Source organism: Alloalcanivorax xenomutans, assembly GCF_900217905.1.
Lineage (GTDB): Bacteria > Pseudomonadota > Gammaproteobacteria > Pseudomonadales > Alcanivoracaceae > Alloalcanivorax > Alloalcanivorax xenomutans.
The window spans coordinates 18,453-41,161 of the sequence record NZ_OBMO01000028.1 but is presented as its reverse complement, the minus strand read 5'-3'; the positions used below and the strand labels follow the sequence as shown (position 1 = coordinate 41,161).

Sequence of the window (22,709 nt, the reverse complement as noted above, 5' to 3'; positions counted from 1 at the left end):
CCCAGCGGCTTTACCCTGACCGGCCACGCTACCTGGCATGGGAGGAGACATGAGCGGTTCCCCGGAACTGGTCTGCCCCGCCGGCAATCTGCCGGCACTGAAAACCGCGGTGGACGAAGGCGCCAACGCGGTTTACATGGGTTTCAAGGACATCACCAACGCGCGTCGCTTCGCCGGTCTCAACTTCACTCCGGAACGGGCCCGGGAAGGTATCGACTACGCCCACCGGCAAGGTTGCCGGGTGTTCTGCGCCATCAACACATATCCGCAAAACGAGGGCTGGCCGCTCTGGACCCGGGCCGTGGATCAGGCCGCGGATCTCGGTGTGGATGCCTTGATTCTGGCGGACCTGGGCCTGCTCGAGTATGCCAGCCGCCGCCACCCTGACCTGCCCCGGCATTTGTCCGTGCAAGGCTCCGCCACCAGCGCCGAGGCCCTGCATTTTTATCATCGGCATTTCGACATTCGCCGCGCGGTGCTGCCCCGGGTGCTGTCACTGGATCAGGTCAAACAGCTGGCGGCGGCTTCGCCGGTGGCCCTGGAAGTGTTCGGCTTCGGCAGCCTGTGCATCATGGTGGAAGGGCGCTGCTATCTTTCTTCCTATCTCACCGGTGAATCGCCCAATACCCACGGTGCCTGCTCACCCGCCGCCCACGTGCGCTGGGAAGAGCGGGACGGCGGTCTCAGTTCCCGTCTCAACGGCGTGCTCATCGACCGTTATGGTCCTGGCGAACAAGCCGGTTATCCAACCCTGTGCAAGGGCCGCTTCCGGGTGGACAACGAGCTCTATCACGCCATCGAGGAACCCACCAGTCTGAATACGTTGGAGCTGCTGCCGGAGTTGCAGGCCCTCGGCATCGCCGCGGTGAAGATCGAAGGCCGGCAACGCAGTCCCGCTTATGTACGGGAGGTCACCCGGGTATGGCGCCAGGCGTTGGACCGTCTCTCCCGGACATCATCCATGTTCCAGTCCGACCCGGCCTGGCAACGTGCGCTGAGCGCCCTGTCCGAAGGCACCACCACCACCCTGGGCGCCTACGAGCGGCGCTGGAAATAGGAGGCATCGGCATGCTGGAACTGGCCCTGGGACCGGTACCGTTTTATTGGCACCAACAGGATTACGAGAGCTTCTATGCGCAGGCGGCGGACTGGCCGGTGGAACGGATCTATCTGGGCGAGACCGTGTGCGGTCGGCGACGGGACATGAAACTGGACCACTGGCTCGGGCTGGCCCGGGAACTGCGTGCTCAGGGCAAGACCGTGGTGCTGGCCTCGCAAACGCTGATCGAGGCCGGCGCCGACCTGCGCGCGCTGCGCCGGCTGTGCGACAACGGCGAACTGCCGGTGGAAGCCAATGATATGAGCGCCGTCCATTTGCTCAGCGAAGCCGGCATTCCCTTTATCGGCGGCGCGCCTCTGAACCTCTACAACGTGGAAGCCATCCGCTTGCTGGCTGGGTCCGGTATGCAACGCTGGCACGCGCCCTTGGAACTGTCCCGGCAGGCGCTCACCGCTTTGCTGACAGCACTGCGGGAACAGGATCTGGCTCTGCCGTGCGAGGTCCATGCCTATGGGCATCTGGCGCTGGCCTGGTCGGCCCGTTGCTTCACCGCCCGGCGGCGGGGCAATGCCAAGGACCGCTGCCAGTTTGTTTGCCGGGACGATCCTCAGGGGCTGCCTCTGTTCAGTCAGGATGGTCGAAGACTGTTCACTCTCAATGGCATCCAGACCCTCTCCGCCTGGCCCCAGGACCTGCGCCGGGAACTGCCGGTGATGGCTGAAATGGGGATAAGCAGCGCGCGCCTGGTGGTGGCCGACGAGCCCATGGCGGAGATAGTGGCGGCTTTTGATCGAGTGCGCCGGGGCCAGCCGGACCACCGGGACCCGCTTGCCCTGGTGGACGAAGCGCGCTGTGACGGCTACTGGCACGGCGCCCCCGGGATGGACCGGCGGTAGGACGCCGGACGCCAGACGCTAAAGTCAAAACCCGGGGCTGCAGGCATTGCGGAAATAAATAAGCGTTTTAGTGCTTGCCAGGGCGTTGGGTCTGGTTTTGCATTATCGGCGTCCGGCCCCTCCCACCCTCACTTTCCTTGACCCAGATCAGCCCTTTCTCTCGGTCTCACCTTTACGCTGACCACCATATATTGTGCCAAACCAAATAAAACACACTAAATATGGAAACAGCGCCATGACCACACCCCGCCCGGACAGCACGGTGGCAGTGAGCACCACCGTCGAGGAATACCTCAGTCGCGCCGACTGGCGCGTGCACGCCAACGCCAATCAGGGTTACTCCCTGGGCGGGCTGATCCTCAACATCTCCGGCAAGCTGATCGCCAACTACTGGCTCGATCAGGTTTACCCGCCGGAGATCGGCAGCGCCCATCGGGAAGGCGATCTGCACTTGCATGATCTGGATATGCTGAGCGGCTACTGCGCTGGCTGGTCCCTGCGCAGCCTGTTGATGGAAGGGTTCAACGGCGTCACCGACCGCGCCGAAAGCGGCCCGCCCAAACATCTCTCCAGCGCGCTTGGCCAGATGGTCAACTTCCTTGGCACACTGCAAAACGAATGGGCCGGTGCCCAGGCCTTCAGTTCCTTCGACACCTACCTGGCACCCTATGTGCGCCGTGACAACCTGGACTACCCGGCGATACGGCAAGCCATCCAGGAATTTATCTACAACCTCAATGTGCCCTCCCGGTGGGGCAGCCAGACCCCGTTCACCAACCTGACCTTCGACTGGACCTGCCCGGAGGATCTGCGCGAACAGGTGCCAGTGATCGCCGGCGAGGAGCAGCCGTTCACCTACGGCGAGCTGCAGGCGGAGATGGATCTGATCAACCGCGCCTATCTGGAAGTGATGGAAGCCGGCGATCAACGCGGCCGGGTATTCACCTTCCCGATTCCCACCTACAACATCACCGAGGATTTCGATTGGGACGCGCCCAACACGGAGCGGCTGTTCGCCCTGACCGCCAAGTACGGCCTGCCCTACTTCCAGAATTTCCTCAATTCTGATCTGCAACCGCACATGGTGCGTTCCATGTGCTGCCGCCTGCAGCTGGATGTCCGTGAGCTGCTCAAACGTGGTAACGGCCTGTTCGGCAGTGCCGAGCAAACCGGCTCCGTGGGTGTGGTGACCATCAACTGCGCGCGGCTGGGTCATCGCTTCGCCGGCGACGAAAAAGGGCTCTACCGGGAATTGGATCGGCTGCTGGAACTGGGCCGCGACAGTCTGGAAATCAAACGCGATTGCATTCAGCGCTGGATGGACGCGGGGCTTTATCCCTACACCCGGCGCTATCTGGGCACGTTACGCAATCATTTCTCCACACTGGGCGTGAACGGTCTTAACGAGATGGTGCGTAATTTCACCCATGATCGCCAGGATATCGCCACCGAGCAGGGTCGTGACCTGGCCTTGCGTCTTCTGGAACACGTACGCGAACGCATGCGTGGTTTCCAGGAAGAAACCGGCCATCTGTACAACCTGGAAGCTACTCCGGCGGAAGGCACCACCTACCGCTTCGCCAAGGAGGACGCCCGCCGTTATCCCGACATTCTCCAGGCCGGTACGCCCGAGGCTCCCTATTACACCAACTCCAGTCAGTTGCCGGTGGGCCATACCGAGGATCCGTTCGCGGCGCTGATTCATCAAGACCCGCTGCAAACCCGCTATACCGGCGGCACCGTGCTGCATCTGTACATGCGCGAACGGCTTTCCAGCTCCCGCGCCTGCCGCCAGTTGGTACGCACCGCCCTGTCCCGGTTCCGACTGCCTTACATAACCGTGACGCCAACCTTTTCCATTTGCCCGGTCCACGGCTACCTGGCTGGAGAACACGAATTCTGCCCGCGCTGCGACGACGCGCTGCTGGCCCAGCAAACAACAGTGAAAGACACCCACGTGGCCTGACACTTTCACGCTGATTTTTATTCCATCGCAAAAAGGAGACATACCATGAACGCTTCTCTCTCCACCGCTTCTCTGAATCCCCGTGACACCCTGCCCGAAGAGCAACGCCAGCGCTGCGAAGTCTGGACCCGGGTGATGGGATACCACCGGCCGGTGAGCCAGTTCAATCCGGGTAAAAAATCCGAGCATCGCCAGCGCCGTCATTTTTGTGAGCAACAGGCACGCCTGAATGGCTGACGCGGATGCCGTTCCGGCCCTGCCGGTGGCGGGCCTGACGCCGCTGACCACACTGGACTATCCAGGCCGGCTGGCGTGCGTGGTCTTCCTGCAGGGTTGCCCGCTGCGCTGCGGCTATTGCCATAACCCGCACATGATCCCGCCCCGGCGGGGCCAGGTGCGGGAATGGCTTGAAGTCGAATCCTTTCTTGAAACACGACGAGGCCTGTTGGAAGCGGTGGTGTTCAGTGGCGGCGAGCCCACCCGGCATCCACACCTGTTACCGGCGATACAGCGGGCCCGTGAGCGAGGATTCGGCATCGGTCTGCACACCGCCGGCAGTTACCCCCGCCGGCTGAGCACACTGATACCGGATTTGGATTGGGTGGGTCTGGACGTGAAAGGGGATGCGGCTCAAATCGATCGCATCACCGGGCGCGGCCGGCAGTGGCGACAATTGTGCGACAGTCTGGATCAGTTGCTGGCCGCCGATCTCGCTTTGGAGTGCCGCACCACCGTGCACTGGCTGGACTTCGATGAAGCCGCCGTGGAACGGCTGGCACGCTGGCTGGCCGCCAAGGGAGTGCGCCACTACGCCCTGCAATGGGCGCGACCACAACAATGCCTGTCACCGTCCTATCAACAGCCGTCGCCGATAGCCAATCCTCTGCCCGAACTGGCGGAACGGCTGCGGCCGTTATTTGAAACGCTCAGCGTGCGTTGACAATGGGGATATGAATTCAAAGGTCGCTTCAAGAGCACTGCAAGAGCTTTGTAATCCTTTCGTGGGAATCAGCCATGGCAGCGATCAACGTGTTGCGTACGCCAGCAACCGCAATCCCTCCCGCACCGGTCCCGGCCAGCCGCTCTGATCCAGACCATCGAGCAGATTCTTCACCCACAACCCCAATTCGGTGTCCCCTTCCACCAACAAACGGCGCTGGAAAAACAAGGTGTCCGGATCCTGCTCCCTGCCAAGGAGCTGCAAAAATTCACGCCAGCCTCCACGAATACACGCCTCGCCGGGGCGTTCGCTTAATCGCAGACGGTTGGCCTGCAGCGTCACGGTAAAACGCGGCGCGCCGTCAGCCAGATCAAGGGTCAGGTGACGCCCCTGCAAGGGTTCGAATTCCCCCGCCGCCAACGGCTCCGCCAGTAGACGGTTCATCAGCGGCTCCAGAAAAGGGCGCTTCAGCGGCAACGGCGCATGAGCATCGATATGGCGAAATACCGCCAGTGGCGACGGCGGCTTCGGCGGCGTGAAAGGATATCGCATTGAGCAGTCCCCGGACTGTCATGACGGGAACCCCATACTCCATGCCATTCGTCGGAGAGAGGTTGACCCTAATCAATACGTTTGATAGTTATTTCTGACAGATTGCCACACACGGACGGCCCATACCTCAAGGAGGCACCGTGGCATCAACGGAACCGGTCTCACCCCCCGGCTCGGGGCAGGCGTTGTTCCTTTCCACCCTGGCGTTCACGCTGTGCTTCGCCGTATGGACTTTGTTGTCCATTATTGGCATCCCTCTCAGTAAAGAACTGAATCTGTCGGACACCGAACTGGCTTTGCTGATCGCGACACCGGTGCTCACCGGCTCGATCAGCCGGCCGGTTCTCGGCATTCTCACCGACCGCTTCGGCGGGCGTCCGGTTATGGGCATCCTGCTGCTGGTCAGCGCCAGCTGCGTCTATCTTCTGACCCTGGCCCACAGTTACCCCATGCTGCTGTTGGCGGCGCTGGGCCTGGGTCTGGCTGGTGGCGCCTTCGCCGTGGGCACCGCTTACGTTTCCCGCTGGTTTGGCGGCGACCGCCAGGGCACCGCCCTGGGCGTTTTCGGCGCCGGCAACATGGGCTCGTCGCTGACCAACTTCGCCGCGCCTTTACTGCTGGTGGCGCTGGGCTGGCAGGGCACCGCCCAGGTGTATGCGCTGGTGCTGGCGCTGATGGGCCTTGGCTTCCTGGTGTTCGCGCGGGATCCGCGACACCCGACTCCGTCCCTCACCTTGAGCCAGCGGCTGGCGCCCATGGCCGACCTTCGAGTGTGGCGCTTCTCGCTCTATTACTTTTTTGTGTTCGGCGCCTTCGTTGCCCTGGCGCTGTGGCTGCCCCACTACCTGATGAGGGTCTACGGGGTAAGTCTCACCACCGCCGGCATGATCACCCTTTTGTTCACCCTTCCCGGCTCCCTGTTCCGCATTCTCGGTGGCTGGCTCTCCGACCGGTACGGCGCGCGGCGCGTGATGTACTGGACCTTCATCGCCTGCCTGGTTTGCACTTTCCTGCTCAGCTATCCCCCCACCGAATACCGCATTCAGGGCATTGATGGTGAACTGCGTTTTTCCTTGATCATGGGCCTGCCACCCTTCGTGCTGCTGATCATGGTGCTGGGCTTCTTTATGTCTCTGGGCAAGGCGGCGGTCTTCAAACACATCCCTACCTACTACCCCGAACACGTGGGTGCCGTGGGCGGTGTGGTGGGCATGGTCGGCGGCCTGGGCGGCTTCTTCCTGCCGCTGACCTTCGGCATGCTCAATGACGTGGTGGGCATCTGGCAAAGCTGTTTCATGCTGCTGTTCGTGCTGGTGGCGGGAGCTCTGGCGTGGATGCATTACGCCATTATCAAGGCCAACCGGGTGGAATGGACGGAGCAGCGCGAAACCGGCGACCTGCCGGAACTGTCCACCCCGAGCAAACTGGTACTGCAGGACTGGCGGCCGGAGGACACCGATTTCTGGGAGCAGCAGGGTCGCGCCATCGCCCGCCGCAACCTGTGGATTTCCATTCCCAATCTGGTGCTGGCCTTTTCCGTCTGGATGGTGTGGTCGGTGGTGGTGGCGCGGTTACCGCAAGTGGGCTTCAACTACAACGCCAATCAGCTGTTCTGGCTGGCGGCGTTACCGGGCCTCTCCGGCGCCACCCTGCGAGTGTTCTACAGTTTCATGGTACCGATCTTCGGCGGCCGCCGCTGGACCGCATTCTCCACCGCATCGCTGTTACTGCCGGCGCTGTGGATCGGTTTCGCGGTACGCAACCCGGACACCCCTTATCTGGTAATGCTGGTACTGGCCTTGTTGTGCGGCTTTGGGGGCGGCAACTTTGCTTCCAGCATGGCGAACATTTCTTTTTTCTTTCCGAAAAAGGAAAAAGGCGCCGCCATGGGACTCAACGCGGGCCTCGGTAACCTGGGCGTGAGCCTGATGCAGTTCCTGGTACCGCTGGTGATTACCACCGGCGTGTTTGCCTTCGCGGTCGGCGATCCGCAAACGACCGCCGACGGCGAGCGCTTATGGCTGCAGAACGCGGGCTTCGTCTGGGTGCCGTTCATTATTGCCGCCACCGTGGCTGCTTGGTTCGGCATGAACGATATCGCCAGCGCCAAGTCCTCATTCCAGGATCAGGCGGTGATTTTCCGGCGCAAGCACAACTGGCTGATGTGCGTGCTGTACACCGGCACCTTTGGCAGTTTTATCGGTTTCGCCGCCGCCTTTCCGCTGCTCAGCTCCCATTTGTTCCCCGAAGTGGACGCTCTCAAGTTGGCGTTCCTCGGTCCGCTTCTCGGAGCGCTGAGCCGTGCCTTCTCCGGTGGCGTGGCGGACCGGCTTGGCGGAGGCCGCGTTACCTTCTGGGTGTTCGTCGGCATGATCGCCGGGGTGATCGGATTACTCTGGTTCCTCGACCATCGCGATCAACCCGGTGCCTTTGTCGGCTTCTTCGTCTGCTTCCTCTGGCTGTTCCTGGTCTCCGGGGTGGGCAACTCCAGCACCTTTCAAATGGTGCCGGCCATCTTCCGTCATGAAGTGGCCCGGCTGATGCCGGACCAGGATGTCCGGCAACAGCAACTGGAAAGCGACCGCGAAGCCGCCGCCGTGGTCGGCTTTACCTCCGCCATCGCCGCCTACGGTGCCTTTTTTATTCCCAAGGCCTTCGGCACGGCCCTGGATCTCACCGGCGGCGCCGAACCGGCGCTGTACGGCTTCCTGCTGTTCTACGTCCTGTGTCTGGGACTGACCTGGTTCTATTACACCCGCAAAAAAGCGGAGATTCCCTGTTAGGAGCAACACCATGAGCCACTTTCTGGACCGCCTGAGGTATCTCGGAAAGAAGCCAACCGAATTTTCCGATCACCATGGTGAGACCCGCGACGAAAACCGGGACTGGGAAGACGGGTACCGGGCCCGCTGGCAACACGACAGGATCGTGCGATCCACCCATGGGGTGAACTGCACCGGCTCCTGCAGTTGGAAGATCTACGTAAAGAACGGCCTGGTGACCTGGGAAACCCAACAAACCGATTACCCCCGTACCCGCCCGGACCTGCCCAACCACGAGCCCCGGGGCTGCCCCCGCGGCGCCAGTTATTCCTGGTATCTGTACAGCGCCAACCGGCTCAAATATCCGCTGGTGCGGCAATCCCTGTGGCGGCTGTGGCGCGAGGCGCTGGAGCGGCACGGTGATCCGGTGGATGCCTGGGCCAGCCTGGTCGAGGATCCGGACAAGACCGCCCAATACAAGAAAAACAGAGGCATGGGGGGATTCGTGCGCGCCGGCTGGGATGAGCTCAATACGTTGATCGCCGCCGCCAACGTTTACACCGCCAAGCAATACGGGCCGGATCGTATCATCGGCTTTTCGCCCATCCCGGCCATGTCCATGGTGTCCTATGCCGCCGGCGCCCGTTACCTGTCGCTGATCGGCGGTGTCTGCCTGAGCTTCTACGACTGGTACTGCGACCTGCCGCCGGCGTCGCCGCAGACCTGGGGCGAGCAGACCGACGTGCCGGAATCCGCGGACTGGTACAACAGCGGCTACATCATCGCCTGGGGTTCCAACGTACCGCAGACACGCACCCCCGATGCCCACTTCTTCACCGAAGTGCGTTACAAGGGCACCAAGACCGTGGCGATCACGCCGGACTACGCGGAGGTGGCCAAGCTCTCCGATGAGTGGGTGAGCGCCAGACAGGGCACCGACGCCGCCCTCGCCTTGGCCATGGGCCATGTGATCCTCAAGGAGTTTCACCTGGATTCCCCCAGCGCCTACTTCACCGACTACGTGCGCCGTTATACCGACCTGCCCTGTCTGGTGGAACTGGAACGCCGCGACGATGGCCGCTATGTGCCCGGCCGACAACTGCGCGCCAGCGACTTCGCCAACAATCTGGGCCAGGACAATAATCCGGGCTGGAAAACACTGGTCTGGGATGAGAACGGGGAACGGCTGGCGGTACCGCGCGGCTCCATTGGCTTCCGCTGGGGCGAACAGGGCAAATGGAACCTGGAGCCGGTTGACGCTGATGGCCAGGACATCCAACCCCGCCTCAGCCTGGCCGGCGATCACGACCGGGTGGAAAAGGTCGCCTTCCCCTATTTCGGCGGCATTCCCCACGAACACTTTCCTCATGTGGAAAATGGCGGCGACGACACCCTCACCCATAGCCTGCCGGTGAAAGTGCTCACCAGCGCCGATGGCGGCGAGATTGTGGCGGTAACGGTGTTTGATTTGCTCTGCGCCAATTACGGTATCGATCGGGGACTCGGCGAGGATCAAGGCGCCACCGATTACCGGCAAGTCAAACCTTATACCCCCGCCTGGCAGGAGAGCATCACCGGTGTGCCGGCGGACCAGTGCATCCGCATCGCCCGGGAGTTCGCCAGCAATGCCGACAGGACCCGTGGCCGATCCATGATCATCGTCGGCGCCGGCATGAACCACTGGTATCACATGGACATGAACTACCGGGGCCTGATCAATCTGCTGGTGATGTGCGGCTGCGTGGGACAAAGCGGCGGCGGCTGGGCTCATTACGTGGGCCAGGAAAAACTGCGGCCGCAAACCGGCTGGCTGCCTCTGGCCTTCGGCCTGGACTGGTCCCGGCCGCCGCGCCATATGAACGGCACCTCTTTTTTCTACGCCCACTCTTCCCAATGGCGTTACGAAAAACTGGACGTGAAGAGCCTGCTCTCGCCCCTGGCCAAAGTGGAGGACTACGGCGGCAGCCTGATCGATTTCAATGTGCGCGCCGAGCGCATGGGCTGGCTGCCTTCCGCGCCACAATTGAACACCAATCCGCTGCGCCTGGCCCAAGCCGCGAAGCAAGCCGGACAAAGCACCGCGGACTACGTGGTATCGCAATTGAAATCCGGCGCGCTGAAATTCGCCGCCGAGGATCCGGACGATGCGCAAAACTTCCCTCGCAATCTGTTCGTGTGGCGCTCCAATCTTCTCGGCAGCTCCGGCAAGGGCCACGAGTACATGCTCAAGTACCTGCTCGGTACCCGCCATGGTATTCAGGGCAAGGACCTTGGCGACGGCGGTGAACGGCCCCGGGAAGTGACCTGGCGCGACGAGGCACCGGAAGGCAAACTCGATCTTTTGGTGACGCTGGATTTCCGCATGTCCACCACCTGCCTGTACTCCGACGTGGTGCTGCCCACCGCCACCTGGTATGAGAAAGACGATCTCAACACCTCGGACATGCATCCGTTCATTCATCCGCTCACCGCCGCCACCGATCCGGCCTGGGAGTCACGCAGCGACTGGGATATCTATAAAGGCATCGCCAAAGCCTTTTCCCAAGTGTGCGAGGGCCATCTGGGCGAGGAAACCGATCTGGTCACCCTGCCGCTGCAGCACGACTCTCCGGCGGAGCTGGCGCAGCCACGGGTGAAGGATTGGAAAAAAGACGAATGCGAGCCGGTGCCGGGGAAAACCATGCCCTCCCTGATCGAGGTGCAACGCGATTACCCGGCCACCTACGAACGCTTTACCGCTCTGGGCCCGGCACTGGAGAAACTGGGCAATGGCGGCAAGGGCATCAGTTGGAACACGGATAAGGAAGTGGCTTTTCTCGGCCAGCTTAACCGTCGCAAGACAGCGGGCCCGGCCAAGGACCGGCCCTGCATCGAAACCGCCATCGACGCCGCCGAGGTCGTTCTCAGCCTGGCCCCGGAAACCAACGGTCAGGTGGCGGTGAAAGCCTGGGAGGCATTGTCCCAATTCACCGGCCGCGATCACAGCCATCTCGCCCGTGCCAAGGAAGAGGAAAAAATCCGCTTTCGCGATGTCGTCGCCCAACCGCGCAAGATCATTTCCAGCCCGACCTGGTCCGGCCTGGAAGACGAACATGTGTCCTACAACGCCGGCTATACCAACGTGCACGAACTGATTCCCTGGCGCACGGTGAGCGGCCGTCAGCAGCTTTATCAGGACCACCCCTGGATGCGCGCCTTCGGCGAAAGCCTGCTGGTTTACCGGCCGCCCATCGATACCCGCGCCGCCAGCAGTGTCACGCCGCCGCCGGATAATGGCTATCCCAGCAAGGCGCTGAACTTCCTCACTCCGCATCAGAAATGGGGCATTCACTCCACCTACAGTGACAACCTGCTGATGCTGACGCTCAATCGGGGCGGGCCTGTGGTGTGGCTGTCGGAATCCGATGCCGCTGATTTGGGCGTGGCTGACAACGACTGGGTCGAGCTGTACAACGCCAATGGCGCCATCGCCGCCCGGGCGGTGGTCAGCCAGCGGGTGAAAGAGGGCATGGTGATGATGTACCACGCTCAGGAGCGCAATGTGCATGTGCCAGGCTCGGAAATCACCGGTACCCGGGGAGGCATCCATAACTCGGTGACCCGGGCCTGTCCCAAACCCACCCACATGATTGGCGGCTACGCGCAGCTTGCCTACGGGTTCAACTATTACGGCACCGTCGGCTCCAATCGCGACGAGTTCGTCATGGTACGGCGCATGAAACACATCGACTGGCTGGACGGTGAAGGCCAGGACTTCGTTCAGGAGGCCGCGAAATGACTATTCGATCCCAGGTCGGCATGGTCCTCAATCTGGACAAGTGCATCGGCTGCCACACTTGCTCGGTGACCTGCAAGAACGTCTGGACCAGCCGCGAGGGCGTGGAATACGCCTGGTTCAACAACGTGGAAACCAAGCCTGGCATTGGCTACCCCAAGGAATGGGAGAACCAGAACAAATGGAAAGGTGGCTGGCTGCGTCGCAAGGACGGCCGCATCGAACCACGCATCGGTGGCAAGTGGCGGGTGCTGGCCAATCTGTTCGCCAATCCGGATCTGCCGGAAATCGACGACTACTACGAGCCTTTCGACTTCGACTATGAGCATCTGCATCAGGCCAAGCCTGGCAAGCATCAACCGGTGGCGCGGCCACGCTCGCTGATTTCAGGTGAGCGCATGAAGAAGATCGAATGGGGTCCCAACTGGGAGGAGATTCTCGGCACCGAGTTCGCCCGGCGCCGTCAGGACAGCAACTTCGATCAGATACAAGCGGACATCTACGGGCAGTTCGAGCACACCTTCATGATGTATTTACCGCGCCTGTGCGAGCACTGCCTCAACCCGACCTGCGTGGCTTCCTGTCCCAGCGGCGCCATCTATAAGCGGGAGGAGGACGGCATCGTCCTGATCGACCAGGACAAATGCCGGGGCTGGCGCATGTGTGTGTCCGGCTGTCCGTACAAGAAAATCTATTACAACTGGAAAAGCGGAAAATCAGAAAAATGCATTTTCTGTTTTCCGCGTATTGAAGCTGGTGAACCCACCGTGTGCTCGGAAACCTGCGTCGGACGGATCCGCTATCTGGGCGTGCTGCTGTACGACGCGGACCGTATCAAGGACGTGGCGGAAAGCCCGGATGAGCGGGATCTGTACCACCGCCAGCGGGATATCTTTCTCGATCCCCATGACCCGGATGTTATCGAACGGGCCCGGGCCGATGGCATTCCCGACAATGTGATCACCGCCGCCCAGGCCTCGCCGGTGTACAAGCTGGCGGTGGACTGGCAGCTGGCGCTACCGTTGCACCCGGAGTATCGCACCCTGCCCATGGTCTGGTATGTGCCACCACTGTCGCCGATCCAGTCCGCCGCCGAGGCGGGCCATCTGGAATTCGACGGTGTGTTGCCGAAAATCGAATCCCTGCGCATCCCGGTGAAGTATCTGGCCAATATGCTCACCGCCGGCGAGGAAGAGCCGGTGGTGCTGGCATTGAAACGGCTGCTCGCCATGCGCCTGTATATGCGCGGCAAACAGGTGGATGGCGAAACCGATACCACCGTACTCGACCAGGTGGGTCTCAGCGAAGCCCAGGTCATGGAAATGTACCGCTATCTGGCCATCGCCAACTACGAGGACCGTTTCGTCATCCCCACCAGCCATCGCGAACAGGCCCGTGAGGCGTTTCCGGAACGCGGCGGCTGCGGCTTCACCTTTGGCAATGGTTGTCAGGGCGGCGACGACGATACCAGTCTGTTCGGCGGGCGCAAGCAGACCGCCACCCTGGTAAAACCGCGACGTTTCGAACCGGAGCAGCAGGAGGCGCGTCATGACTGAGATCACCCAACGGAGCCTGCGTGCCCTCGCCCGCCTGCTGGAGTATCCCGAAATCGCCTTGCAACAGGCGGCGCCGGAACTGGCCGCCGCCCTGAGCGCGGAACGACGCTGGACCCTGTCGATGCGGGACCGGCTTGGCCAATGGTGCGAACGGATCGCCGCCGCCGATTTGCTGGATCTGCAAGCCGAATACGTGGCCTTGTTCGACCGTGGCCGCGCCACTTCACTGCTGCTGTTCGAGCATGTCCACGGTGAATCCCGGGACCGGGGTCAGGCCATGGTGGATCTGCTCGATCACTACCAACAGGCCGGCTTCCGTTTGCAAGCGCGGGAATTACCCGATTATCTGCCCTTGTTTCTGGAGTTTCTGTCCACCCGCCGGGAAACGGAAATCGGCCGCTGGCTCGGTGAAATCCGCGCCATTCTCGCCCGGCTGGCGGCACGGTTGGAAAGCCGGGAGGCACCCCAGACTCTGGCCGTCACCGCCTTGCTGGCTCTGATCGGCGCGGAATCGGAAATACAGGCGCATCGGCCCGAGGTATCCCGGGAAGCACCGGACCACACTCCCCAGGCCCTGGACGCGGTGTGGGAAGAGGAAGCCGTGCGCTTCTCCGCCGAATCCGATCAGGACTGTCAGTTGCAATCCGCCCAAGGCCGTCACCGGACCCGACAACGGCAACAGGCCGAGGAACAACCGGTCCGTTTCGTCCCACCCACAGCGGCGGCCGTCAGCGGTCGCGCCAAGGAGTGAGCTGATGGAATCCTTGTCGCATCATCTGCACATATTGCTGTTCGGCATCTATCCCTATATCGCCGTCAGCGTCTTTCTGGTGGGCAGCCTGATCCGCTTCGATCATGGCCAGTACACCTGGAAAACCGGCTCCAGCCAGATGCTGTCGTCGCGGCACATGCGGCTGGCCAGCAACAGCTTTCACATCGGTATCCTGGTGATTTTCTTCGGCCATCTGGTGGGGTTACTGACGCCACACTGGGCCTACGCCTGGATTATCAGCGCTGGGGCTAAACAGATAATGGCGATCCTGGTGGGCGGCATCGCCGGCGTGCTCTGTTTTATCGGCGGCGTCATGCTGCTGTGGCGGCGCCTGTTCAACCCCCGCGTGCGGGCCAGTTCCAGTGCCATGGATACCTTCATCATTGCTCTGTTGGTGGTACAGGTTACCCTCGGGCTGGCCACCATCGGCCCGGCCCTTGGGCATCTGGACGGTGGCCTGATGCTGCAGCTGGCGCACTGGGCCCAGGCCATCGCTTTCTTCCAGGGTGGCGCCGCCGCTTATCTGGAAGGCGTGGGCTGGATCTACAAGGTGCACATTTTCATCGGGTTGACCATTTTCCTGGTGTTTCCGTTCAGCCGTTTGGTGCACGTCTGGAGCCTGCCCCTGGGCTATCTTTTCCGTCGCTATCAAATCGTCCGCAGGCGGGCCTGAGCCATGCAACGCATCGATATGGTGGAACGCCCCGGCGGCGGCGTGATTCAGGTTGGCGAGGCCCTCATCGAGGAGAGCGAGATCGCCCGGGAAACCCAGCACCATCCCGCTGGCGACCTTGATCGGGCCCGGCGACAGGCAGCCAGGGCCCTGGTGATTCGCCAATTGCTGTTGCAACGGGCAGCGCAATGCGGGTTGGATCCGACCGATGAAGAAGCCTGCATCAGCGCCCTGCTGGAGCAGGACCTGCAGGTCCCGGAGCCACACCCGGCTGATTGCCGGCGTTACTATCACAGCCACCCGGAGCGCTTCCAAACCCCTCCCGGCTGGCATCTCCGGCACATCCTTCTGGCCGCCGCGCCGGACGACGCCCGGGCCCGGGACCGGCAGTATCGTCTGGGACAGAAACTGCTGCGCCAGTTGGACGCGTCAGAGCATCGGTTCACGGAACTGGCCCAGCGCTATTCCGACTGCCCATCCCGGGACCAGGGCGGTGAACTGGGCTGGCTGGGGCCGGGACAGACCGTCGCCGAATTGGACCGGGTGCTGGCGCGGCTGCCGACAGGGCTGCACGGGAGACCGCTGGCCAGCCGTTACGGTTGGCATCTGGTACACATCAGAGAGCTGCGGCCAGCGCGCCCCCTGCCCTATGAACACGTCAATGAACGCGTGCGTCACGAACTGCTCGAGCAAGCCAGCCGACGCGCCCTGCACCAGTATCTTCTGGCGCTGGAGAACGATATCGGCGTGCGCGGATTCCACCTCGAGGAGGATTCATGACCGGCCAGCGTTCACGCAAACCGCCCTTGTTGTATTCCTGTTCCGGCTGCTCCGACGTGGCTCAGCTCGCCAACGAAGTGGCGGTGCGTCTGGACCACGCCGGGCACGCCGAAATGTCCTGTATCGCCGGTGTCGGCGGCGGCGTGCCCGGCCTGGTACGCAAGGCCCGCTCCGGGCGGGTGATCATCGCCATCGACGGCTGCCAGATGCACTGCGCCGAGCACTGCCTCAAACGCGCGGATGTACGGCCGGACCACCACGTTCGTCTTTATCAGAACGGACTGCGAAAAAGACGCGGGCGGCGTTATGGTGAAGGGGACATTGAACAGGTGATCGATCAGGTCGTCACCCTGATCAATACCCTGGACCACTAAGCGACGGATACGCCTATGAGCAGGACCGGTGGCCGAAATTACAACAGCGAAAGAACTGCGAGCCGGCACAGTGGCACTGGGCGTCCGGTAACGGCAGATTGGCGGCCCGGCACAACTCCGCGGGATCAAGGATCATCCAGCGACGTCCGCGCCCGCTGATCAAACCGCTCTGGCGAAAACGGGTGAGCAGACGCGACAGCGTTTCCGGTGTTACATTCAGCTGTCTCGCCAGCACCTTGGCGCTTACCGGCAGCACCACCCAATGCTCTGGCCGCCACTCGGTCAACTCCAGCAAATACATCGCCACCCTTTGTCCGGCATTGGTCACCGTGAGCTGGTCCAACCGGTTCACCGCCTGATAAAGCCGGTGAGACATCTCTCCCAGTAAGCGCAGGGCGAAATCCGGCTGTACCCGGACCAGACCGAGCAAGCCAGGGCGAGGCAGGCGGATCAGGGTGCTGGCGCTCTCCGCTTCGGCCGACAAAGGATATATACAAGGTTCGGAAAACATGGCGGTTTCCGCCACCAGGTCCCCCTCGGCGACCACTTGGAATACTTTGTCCTCGCCATCCAGACCCGGCCGGTACAAACGCATCACGCCACTGGTCATCAGGTAGTAGGCGTTCGCCATCTCCCCCACTTCAAACAAATGACCGTTATCTGGCAGATTGATGGTCCGGCCACCCTCACACAGCGCCCGTAAGGCGTTTGGTTTCAGGGTCGAGAACAGCTCCGTCCGCGCCAATACATCAATGATCGCTGACATCGTCCTCTCTTCTTTGATTATGGTTGACGATCCACCGGCAAATGGACCGGCTCGGACCTTATTGAATCAAGAAGCGCCCCCGAGAATCATGATGTAGCTCAAATTCCGGCCCCACACCGCCCATCTCGGCTTTCAAACGGTTTTTCATATGAAGAGGGCAAACGGGGCCATAATGGCCCCGCCAGGCATCCCCTACCGCTTCTCCCGCTTGTCGCGGCGTTTTTCCTTGAGGGATTTTTGTGCCTTCTTTTTGGGTTTCTCTTTACTCATGATCTCACCCATGGTGAACGAGACGTCCCCCCGCCGCGCCGCCAATGACGGGAGGTGGGTCACAGGGCCCCGGAACAGGGCTCGGCGATTCGCGGTATCCCGCCCGGCGCACTCATAACCGCACGGCGCTACCCTCCCGAGGCTCCGCCTCCCGCAGGGCCAGAACTCGAAATTCACAGCGGCATCCGAACAAGGTCACCGTCACCTCATCACCGCGATGGGCTCCCAGCAGAGCAGCGCCCAGTGGCGATAGAATCGAAAGACGACGTTGTTCCGGGGCCGCTTCGTCCGGCCATACCAATTGAAAGCTCCCCTGCTCACCACTGAGCAGATCTTCCATCCGCACGACGGTACCGACGCCAACCCGGGCCTCTCCCCCAGCCTGCCTCAGTGCTTCCAGCTTGCCGAGTACGGCGCTGATTTCTCCGGGACCAGGAGGGAAGCAACACGGGTTCCTCACCGCATACTTTCGAACCATGGGTACAAATCGCTTTTCCAGCCATGAACCACGAACAGGCTTCACCAGCGCGCCTCCACGTCATCATGGAAATGTCGGTTAACGACAGACAGTTGTCGAAATAAAACGAGGGATGCCGGAACAGCCAGAGGCCGTCCGGCTTAAACCGGAAAGGTCAAAGAGGTAAAACGAAAGAAGAGAGTCATTTGCGTTGAGCTAATCAGGATTCAGCACCAATGGAAACCATGACCATAGCCCATTGGTGTAATAAGGCAAGCCCAAAAATCGCCGGAGGCAACGGCTGCCTCACAAGTTCCGATGATTCTGACGCTTGACCGCGGAATCCATGGCCGTGGCCCTCTATTGGTCCAGGCGATATAAAAACGCGCCGATTCGCCGCCACGACGGGGGCTACGAAGTCGCTGTGGGAAGCTGCCTTGGCGGCGAATCAGCGTGTTGCGTATAAGCGGACTTTCTTACGACTGTGTGGACGGCCGTTCCCGCTGGGCACAAAAACCCCGGGCGCGCAAGACAGCGACCGGGGTGATTTATCGGCGGAGGCACCATCAATCCCAGAATTTGTACCAGGGCTTGCCTTTCTCTTCCGCTTTCACGCTGGCATTGGCGTTGGCTTCCGCCTCCACCGAGGCATTGTCCCGAGCTGCGTCCACCTTCTTCATGGCTTCCTCACGTTTGGTTTCGGCCTTGGCTTTGCCGGCTTCGGCCCGGGCGTTGGCCTCGGTTTTGGCGTCTTCCATGCGATTCTTAGCGGCTTCCTTCCTGGACTCCGCGTCTTCCACGGCGGCGTCTTTCTCGGCCTTGGCTTTTTCGAGGGTAGCCTCGGCCTTGTCCTTGGCGGCATCGCGCTTGTCACGCAGAGCTTTCTCGGCGGCTTTCGCATCGGCATCCGCTTTCACCGCTGCATTGACACCAGCGGCCTCCGCATTTACCGCGGCATTGACGCCAGCGGACAGATCCGCCACGGCTACCTGGCTGCTCAGGGCCGCCGTGGAAGCCAGTACCAACATCCAGTGCTTTTTCATATTTCGCTCCTCGTGCAATCTAACGAACTGGAGACACGACTCGTCCCAGATGAGGGCACATTAAATCAGGCGACGGGAAGCTCAAGTAACAAAAGGTAAAAGCGACTCTTTTCTACAAAAAAAGGGAAACCGTTCAAAAAATAAAAATTCCCTCATTGGCTTTTAAAGCTTTATTTACTGTCTTTTCGACCAATCAAAGTAAAACTATTTTCACCAAAAACACTTTTTAGACCATGGTTCCAGGTCAACTTCATTGTTGTATTTGCCGCCTTCTCATATCAACCAGGAACCGGGGTGGTGCCGAACCGCCACCCCCACCATATAGAGAAATACCATTATCGCCGCCAACGCATACCCAGCCCTTCGCGCGGGCGTGGTTCCCCGCTTTATCGCCATGGTGCCCAGGCCTATATAAACCAGAAGAGCCAGCAGCTTGGCCGCCAGCCAGGGCGTTTGGTGAGGCCAGGCGCGCAGCAGAATCATCAGCGTGCCCCCGAAGGTCAGCAACAGCGTGTCCACTATATGGGGAGTGACGCGCACCCAGCGCCGCCGCAGCATCGGCGAGCCGGCCACCGACCAGCCGGCGCGCAGCACGAACAACCCCAGACTCATCGCCGCCAAGGTCATGTGCAGGTGCTTGATCAACAGGTAATCCAACATCATTGCGAGACTCCGTTATACTGCCGGCTAATCCATTGTTCATCGTTTGGAAGCGGGACCATGAAGCTGACCCAATACAGTGACTACTCCTTACGCGTACTGATCTATCTTGGCCTGCGGGGAGAGGCACTGAGCACCATCAGTGCCATTTCAGAAAGCTACGGCATTTCCCGCAACCATATCGTCAAGGTAGTGCATCAGCTCGGACAACTGGGCTATGTGGAAACCCTGCGTGGCAAGAACGGCGGCCTGCGCCTGGCTCATAGCCCCGAAGACATCAATGTGGGCGAGGTGGTTCGCTACACCGAGGCCAATATGAGCCTGGTGGAGTGCTTCGGCGACCAGAATGCCTGTGTCCTTACTCCCAATTGCGTGCTACGCGGCGCCCTCAACGAAGCCTTGAACGCGTTCCTGCACGTCCTTGATGGCTACACCCTGGCCGACCTCATCGAACCGCGGCGGGCGCTGCACAAGCGGCTTTTGCCGACCGTCACCGAGCGGAGCGCCTGAGCCAACCGGTCAACCAAAGGATGGCGGCTCCAGAATCCGGATCAATTGCCGGCGCTCGCCGCGAACCATGTCTTCCAGGGTATAGCCGTCCAGCGTTTCCAGAAACCGTCTCAGCCCCTGCTCGAACACCACCCGCAGTTGACAGTATGGCGTGATCGCGCAGCGGTCCTCGCCATGGAAGCATTCCACCAGAGCCAGGTCCGGCTCCATATCCCGCACCACCTTACCCACCCGGATATCCGCCGCCGGGCGGGCCAGACGGACGCCACCGGTTTGTCCGCGCTGGGTCTCCACGTAACCCAGACGTTGCAGTTGATGCACCACCTTGGTCAGGTGGTGGCGGGAGATGCCGTAAGCCCTGGCCATGTCGGCGATGGTCAGACGCCGCGGTTGCAGCGCCAGTTGAATCAACACGCGCAGAGCATAGTCGGTGTAGCGGGTAATCCGCATCAGCCCGGCCGTCCATCCGCCCTCGGCGCCGCCAGCACCGGGGTATAAAGCCACAGGAACAACAACCAGGCCAGCAACCACAAGGCCGCCGCCAGCCATAGCCCCGGCAGCCAGGACACCATACCGAGCCCGGCGAGCACCCGGACCAGACCGGCGGCCAGGATCGCCAGGAACCCCCAACGCATGCCCGGCAACAGGCGCATGGGACGTCCGGTATGCCCCATGGCGACACGGGTGATCACGCCCAAAATCATGGTGCCGATGGCGCCGGCACCCAAGGCGTGCACCCAGGCCGTGGGGGCCACCGGCAAGCCGGCCTTGGCCGCCGCCCAGAGCCCGAATCCCAGCACCACCCAAAGATGCCCCAGATGCAGAATCCATAACAACGGCTCGCGCCGGACCCGCCAACCGGCCCAACCGGCCAGCCGGACGGCGGCGATCAGTGCCGCCAGCAACCCCGCCAGAGCCACCGCAAGCCCCCGCCACGGGGTCAGTTCCAACACCACCACGGCCAATCCGCATACCAGGCCCGCGATATCCAGCGCCGGCCGACGCCGGACCCGCTCCGGATCATCGCCGTGCAAACGCAGCCAGTTGGCGGTGAAAGCCGGGGTAATGCGGCCGCCCACCATCAGGATCAGCAATGCGCCCAACAGCACCAACCCATGCAGGAAACGGGGATCCCCGCTCCAATGAAACGCCACGTCCAATCCCCACAGGGCAAGCAATACTCCGATCAGGGGCGCCTGGCGAGCCTGGCGCGCGGTCCAGACGCGCCTTGCGGCCAGCATCGCCACCACGGGCAGGAAAGCCAGATCCAGCGACACCGCCAGCAGCTGCCAAGCGTCACCCAACAACAATCCGAGACGGGCCGACAACCACAACCCCCATAGAGCCAGCAACGCGCGCCCCGACACCGGCGCGGTGCCGGTCCAGTTGCATACCGCGGTGAGCAGAAAGCCAGCGATGGCCGCGTTAAGCAGCCCCACCGTCATCTCGTGTTGATGCCATAGCAACGCCGACATCGCCGGTCCGCCGCCGCCGAGCAACCACCACAGCCACAGCGGCAATAGCAGTACGGCGGCAACGCCCGTGGAAACGAAGAAAATACGAAACGGGAAAGCGAACAACACCGCCCATGGTCGTCTTGGTGATCGCGATATTTGATCCATGACAAGGTTCCTCGATACCACCGGCATGACAGTGGGTGATCATGAGACTTTAGATGTATTTTATATGCATCTTTAAAGGAAATACCAGTCCATGTCCACTGCAGCCTCTTCCCCGTCGCGCCGGTGGCCTTGCTCCCGGCTGTTCTTTTCTCTCGCCTGCGCCGAGGCCGTGGTGATGGTGCCGCTTTCCACCTGGGCCCAACTCGATGGCGGCCCCCCGGGCCTGCTGGGTGCCGGTCATGGCATGGAAATGTTGTTCGGGCTGGCGCCGATGTTGATCGCCGGCTATCTGCTCGGCCCGCAGACGCCGGCACGGCTATGGGGGCTTACGCTGCCATGGGCCCTGGGCCGCTGGCAAAGGCTGTTTGCCAGCGCGCCATTTGCGCTATCCGGCTGGGACTTGCTTACTGGTATGCTGCTGGCCGCGCTGCTGCTGCCCCGCCTGCGTCATGCCAGGAAATGGCGTAACCGGGTTGGCCTGGGTCTGGTTCCCTGGTTGTGCCTGATCCCCTTGCTGGTGTGGTGGTTGCCGCCCCCCTGGCCGCGTTTGGCTACCGTAATCATCCTCGCCGCTCTGCTCACCTTCATGGGCGGGCGCATCATCGCGCCTTTGGCCGCGGCAGCCTGGCAGCAACGGGGAGAAGTGTTGCGGGCGCGGGTGCAGCCACGCCTGGAAGGCCTGTTGCTGATCATCTTCGGACTGGCCTGGGGTAGCGCCTGGCGCTACCCCGTACTCACTGGATTATTGCTGAACGCCCTCGGCGCTCTGGTGCTGGCGCGCCTGTGGCGCTGGCGCTTGTGGTCGGTGCCCCGGCCGGATCTATGGCTACTCGGCCAGGGCTACGGCTGGCTGGCGCTGGGGCTCAGTGGCATAGGGCTCGCCTTGATCAGCGGCCATGCCATCACCACGCCGCTGCACGGCATCACCGTGGGCGCCCTTGGCTCGCTCTCCTGCGGCGTCATGGCCCGTCAGGCCGGGCCGCGCCTTCGCGGCTGGGTTCCGCCGCACCGCCCGATGGTGGCGGTGATGGTATTGCTGAACGCCGCCGCGGCGGCCCGCTGGGGCGCGGAGATAGCGCCGTCGTGGCTGCTGCCGGCGGCCTCTCTCTGTTGGAGTCTCGCCTATCTGACCCTGCTGCTTCTGCTCCATGGAAGACCAAGACCACTGAAGACAGAAAATTATCCTTAACATGTATTGTTAATACATCTTTAAAGATATATTTTATATGCACCTTTAAAGCTTGTTCGCCAACCCCATGCCCATGGATCAACAGG

Annotated in this window: 21 protein-coding genes; 14 read left to right on the top strand and 7 right to left on the bottom strand. The window is 61.8% G+C overall.

All coding sequences use genetic code 11. The annotated features are described in order from the left end of the window. The first annotated feature begins 49 nt into the window (after positions 1–49). The 5 genes from ubiU (at position 50) to CRO06_RS18400 (ending at position 4,862) form a co-directional block, all read left to right on the top strand. A complete protein-coding gene (ubiU, locus tag CRO06_RS18420) occupies positions 50–1,057 on the top strand; it encodes a ubiquinone anaerobic biosynthesis protein UbiU (RefSeq protein ID WP_022997143.1) in 1,008 nt (335 codons plus the stop codon). Positions 1,058–1,068: 11 nt separating this feature from the next. Beyond that, on the top strand, positions 1,069–1,956 hold the full coding sequence (locus CRO06_RS18415) for a U32 family peptidase (protein ID WP_022997144.1): 888 nt from the start codon (positions 1,069–1,071) through the stop codon (positions 1,954–1,956). A gap of 235 nt (positions 1,957–2,191) precedes the next feature. Next, positions 2,192–3,922, top strand: a complete 1,731-nt coding sequence (locus CRO06_RS18410; protein ID WP_022995220.1) for a ribonucleoside triphosphate reductase — start codon at positions 2,192–2,194, stop codon at positions 3,920–3,922. Between the two features lie 45 nt (positions 3,923–3,967). Beyond that, positions 3,968–4,159: an anaerobic ribonucleoside-triphosphate reductase gene (nrdD, locus tag CRO06_RS18405; RefSeq protein ID WP_022995219.1), complete on the top strand. Its 192-nt coding sequence runs from the start codon at positions 3,968–3,970 to the stop codon at positions 4,157–4,159. Further along, a complete protein-coding gene (locus tag CRO06_RS18400; protein WP_055099230.1) occupies positions 4,152–4,862 on the top strand; it encodes an anaerobic ribonucleoside-triphosphate reductase activating protein in 711 nt (236 codons plus the stop codon). The genes nrdD and CRO06_RS18400 overlap by 8 nt, the downstream gene beginning before the upstream one ends. Before the next feature lie 84 nt (positions 4,863–4,946). Here CRO06_RS18400 and ubiT read toward each other — a convergent pair whose 3' ends face one another. Beyond that, positions 4,947–5,414 carry a ubiquinone anaerobic biosynthesis accessory factor UbiT gene (gene ubiT / locus CRO06_RS18395; protein WP_022995217.1) on the bottom strand — a complete coding sequence of 156 codons (468 nt, stop codon included), beginning with the start codon at positions 5,412–5,414 and terminating at the stop codon, positions 4,947–4,949. Between the two features lie 140 nt (positions 5,415–5,554). Between ubiT and CRO06_RS18390 the strand changes: the two genes are divergently transcribed. Genes CRO06_RS18390 through CRO06_RS18360 form a run of 7 tightly spaced genes read left to right on the top strand, consistent with a single transcriptional unit; the run spans position 5,555 to position 16,106 of the window. Further along, the gene (locus tag CRO06_RS18390; protein WP_097059101.1) at positions 5,555–8,197 is read left to right on the top strand and encodes a nitrate/nitrite transporter; all 2,643 of its coding nucleotides are present in this window, start codon (positions 5,555–5,557) and stop codon (positions 8,195–8,197) included. Between the two features lie 10 nt (positions 8,198–8,207). After that, positions 8,208–11,954: a nitrate reductase subunit alpha gene (locus tag CRO06_RS18385; protein ID WP_097059100.1), complete on the top strand. Its 3,747-nt coding sequence runs from the start codon at positions 8,208–8,210 to the stop codon at positions 11,952–11,954. Further along, complete coding sequence (gene narH, locus CRO06_RS18380) at positions 11,951–13,507, top strand: nitrate reductase subunit beta (protein WP_097059099.1); 1,557 nt, start codon at positions 11,951–11,953, stop codon at positions 13,505–13,507. The genes CRO06_RS18385 and narH overlap by 4 nt, the downstream gene beginning before the upstream one ends. Next, positions 13,500–14,258 (top strand): nitrate reductase molybdenum cofactor assembly chaperone, encoded by a 759-nt coding sequence (gene narJ / locus CRO06_RS18375; protein WP_097059098.1) that lies wholly within the window; start codon positions 13,500–13,502, stop codon positions 14,256–14,258. The genes narH and narJ overlap by 8 nt, the downstream gene beginning before the upstream one ends. 4 nt (positions 14,259–14,262) lie before the next feature. Continuing rightward, positions 14,263–14,952, top strand: coding sequence for a respiratory nitrate reductase subunit gamma (gene narI / locus CRO06_RS18370; protein ID WP_022995212.1), 690 nt, complete (start codon positions 14,263–14,265; stop codon positions 14,950–14,952). 3 nt (positions 14,953–14,955) lie between these two features. Then, positions 14,956–15,732 (top strand): peptidylprolyl isomerase, encoded by a 777-nt coding sequence (locus CRO06_RS18365; RefSeq protein ID WP_063139907.1) that lies wholly within the window; start codon positions 14,956–14,958, stop codon positions 15,730–15,732. After that, a complete protein-coding gene (locus CRO06_RS18360; protein WP_097059097.1) occupies positions 15,729–16,106 on the top strand; it encodes a putative zinc-binding protein in 378 nt (125 codons plus the stop codon). Before CRO06_RS18365 ends, CRO06_RS18360 begins: the two co-directional genes overlap by 4 nt. A gap of 13 nt (positions 16,107–16,119) precedes the next feature. On the opposite strand, the gene CRO06_RS18355 is transcribed toward CRO06_RS18360, so the two are convergent. From CRO06_RS18355 to CRO06_RS18340, 4 genes are all read right to left on the bottom strand, one after another. Next, a complete protein-coding gene (locus CRO06_RS18355; protein WP_097059096.1) occupies positions 16,120–16,872 on the bottom strand; it encodes a Crp/Fnr family transcriptional regulator in 753 nt (250 codons plus the stop codon). Positions 16,873–17,254: 382 nt separating this feature from the next. Then, the gene (locus tag CRO06_RS18350) at positions 17,255–17,620 is read right to left on the bottom strand and encodes a GreA/GreB family elongation factor (RefSeq protein ID WP_097059095.1); all 366 of its coding nucleotides are present in this window, start codon (positions 17,618–17,620) and stop codon (positions 17,255–17,257) included. 545 nt (positions 17,621–18,165) lie between these two features. Continuing rightward, the gene (locus CRO06_RS18345; protein ID WP_097059094.1) at positions 18,166–18,642 is read right to left on the bottom strand and encodes a hypothetical protein; all 477 of its coding nucleotides are present in this window, start codon (positions 18,640–18,642) and stop codon (positions 18,166–18,168) included. Between the two features lie 273 nt (positions 18,643–18,915). Next, the gene (locus CRO06_RS18340; RefSeq protein WP_425319675.1) at positions 18,916–19,305 is read right to left on the bottom strand and encodes a SirB2 family protein; all 390 of its coding nucleotides are present in this window, start codon (positions 19,303–19,305) and stop codon (positions 18,916–18,918) included. Between the two features lie 57 nt (positions 19,306–19,362). Here CRO06_RS18340 and CRO06_RS18335 point away from each other — a divergent pair, with 57 nt between their 5' ends. Next, positions 19,363–19,812 carry an Rrf2 family transcriptional regulator gene (locus CRO06_RS18335; RefSeq protein ID WP_097059093.1) on the top strand — a complete coding sequence of 150 codons (450 nt, stop codon included), beginning with the start codon at positions 19,363–19,365 and terminating at the stop codon, positions 19,810–19,812. 9 nt (positions 19,813–19,821) lie between these two features. Here CRO06_RS18335 and CRO06_RS18330 read toward each other — a convergent pair whose 3' ends face one another. Beyond that, on the bottom strand, positions 19,822–20,262 hold the full coding sequence (locus CRO06_RS18330; RefSeq protein ID WP_022995204.1) for an Rrf2 family transcriptional regulator: 441 nt from the start codon (positions 20,260–20,262) through the stop codon (positions 19,822–19,824). After that, positions 20,262–21,434, bottom strand: a complete 1,173-nt coding sequence (locus tag CRO06_RS18325) for an NnrS family protein (protein WP_097059092.1) — start codon at positions 21,432–21,434, stop codon at positions 20,262–20,264. Before CRO06_RS18325 ends, CRO06_RS18330 begins: the two co-directional genes overlap by 1 nt. Positions 21,435–21,525: 91 nt before the next feature. Between CRO06_RS18325 and CRO06_RS18320 the strand changes: the two genes are divergently transcribed. Then, complete coding sequence (locus tag CRO06_RS18320; protein ID WP_097059091.1) at positions 21,526–22,623, top strand: NnrS family protein; 1,098 nt, start codon at positions 21,526–21,528, stop codon at positions 22,621–22,623. Positions 22,624–22,709 lie beyond the last annotated feature (86 nt).

Coding starts and splice junctions, on each gene's coding strand:
- ubiU (WP_022997143.1), top strand. CDS start 50: ATGAGCGGTTCCCCGGAACTGGTCTGCCCCGCCGGCAATCTGCCGGCA.
- CRO06_RS18415 (WP_022997144.1), top strand. CDS start 1,069: ATGCTGGAACTGGCCCTGGGACCGGTACCGTTTTATTGGCACCAACAG.
- CRO06_RS18410 (WP_022995220.1), top strand. CDS start 2,192: ATGACCACACCCCGCCCGGACAGCACGGTGGCAGTGAGCACCACCGTC.
- nrdD (WP_022995219.1), top strand. CDS start 3,968: ATGAACGCTTCTCTCTCCACCGCTTCTCTGAATCCCCGTGACACCCTG.
- CRO06_RS18400 (WP_055099230.1), top strand. CDS start 4,152: ATGGCTGACGCGGATGCCGTTCCGGCCCTGCCGGTGGCGGGCCTGACG.
- ubiT (WP_022995217.1), bottom strand. CDS start 5,414: ATGCGATATCCTTTCACGCCGCCGAAGCCGCCGTCGCCACTGGCGGTA.
- CRO06_RS18385 (WP_097059100.1), top strand. CDS start 8,208: ATGAGCCACTTTCTGGACCGCCTGAGGTATCTCGGAAAGAAGCCAACC.
- narH (WP_097059099.1), top strand. CDS start 11,951: ATGACTATTCGATCCCAGGTCGGCATGGTCCTCAATCTGGACAAGTGC.
- narJ (WP_097059098.1), top strand. CDS start 13,500: ATGACTGAGATCACCCAACGGAGCCTGCGTGCCCTCGCCCGCCTGCTG.
- narI (WP_022995212.1), top strand. CDS start 14,263: ATGGAATCCTTGTCGCATCATCTGCACATATTGCTGTTCGGCATCTAT.
- CRO06_RS18365 (WP_063139907.1), top strand. CDS start 14,956: ATGCAACGCATCGATATGGTGGAACGCCCCGGCGGCGGCGTGATTCAG.
- CRO06_RS18360 (WP_097059097.1), top strand. CDS start 15,729: ATGACCGGCCAGCGTTCACGCAAACCGCCCTTGTTGTATTCCTGTTCC.
- CRO06_RS18355 (WP_097059096.1), bottom strand. CDS start 16,872: ATGTCAGCGATCATTGATGTATTGGCGCGGACGGAGCTGTTCTCGACC.
- CRO06_RS18350 (WP_097059095.1), bottom strand. CDS start 17,620: ATGGTTCGAAAGTATGCGGTGAGGAACCCGTGTTGCTTCCCTCCTGGT.
- CRO06_RS18345 (WP_097059094.1), bottom strand. CDS start 18,642: ATGAAAAAGCACTGGATGTTGGTACTGGCTTCCACGGCGGCCCTGAGC.
- CRO06_RS18340 (WP_425319675.1), bottom strand. CDS start 19,305: ATGATGTTGGATTACCTGTTGATCAAGCACCTGCACATGACCTTGGCG.
- CRO06_RS18335 (WP_097059093.1), top strand. CDS start 19,363: ATGAAGCTGACCCAATACAGTGACTACTCCTTACGCGTACTGATCTAT.
- CRO06_RS18330 (WP_022995204.1), bottom strand. CDS start 20,262: ATGCGGATTACCCGCTACACCGACTATGCTCTGCGCGTGTTGATTCAA.
- CRO06_RS18325 (WP_097059092.1), bottom strand. CDS start 21,434: ATGGATCAAATATCGCGATCACCAAGACGACCATGGGCGGTGTTGTTC.
- CRO06_RS18320 (WP_097059091.1), top strand. CDS start 21,526: ATGTCCACTGCAGCCTCTTCCCCGTCGCGCCGGTGGCCTTGCTCCCGG.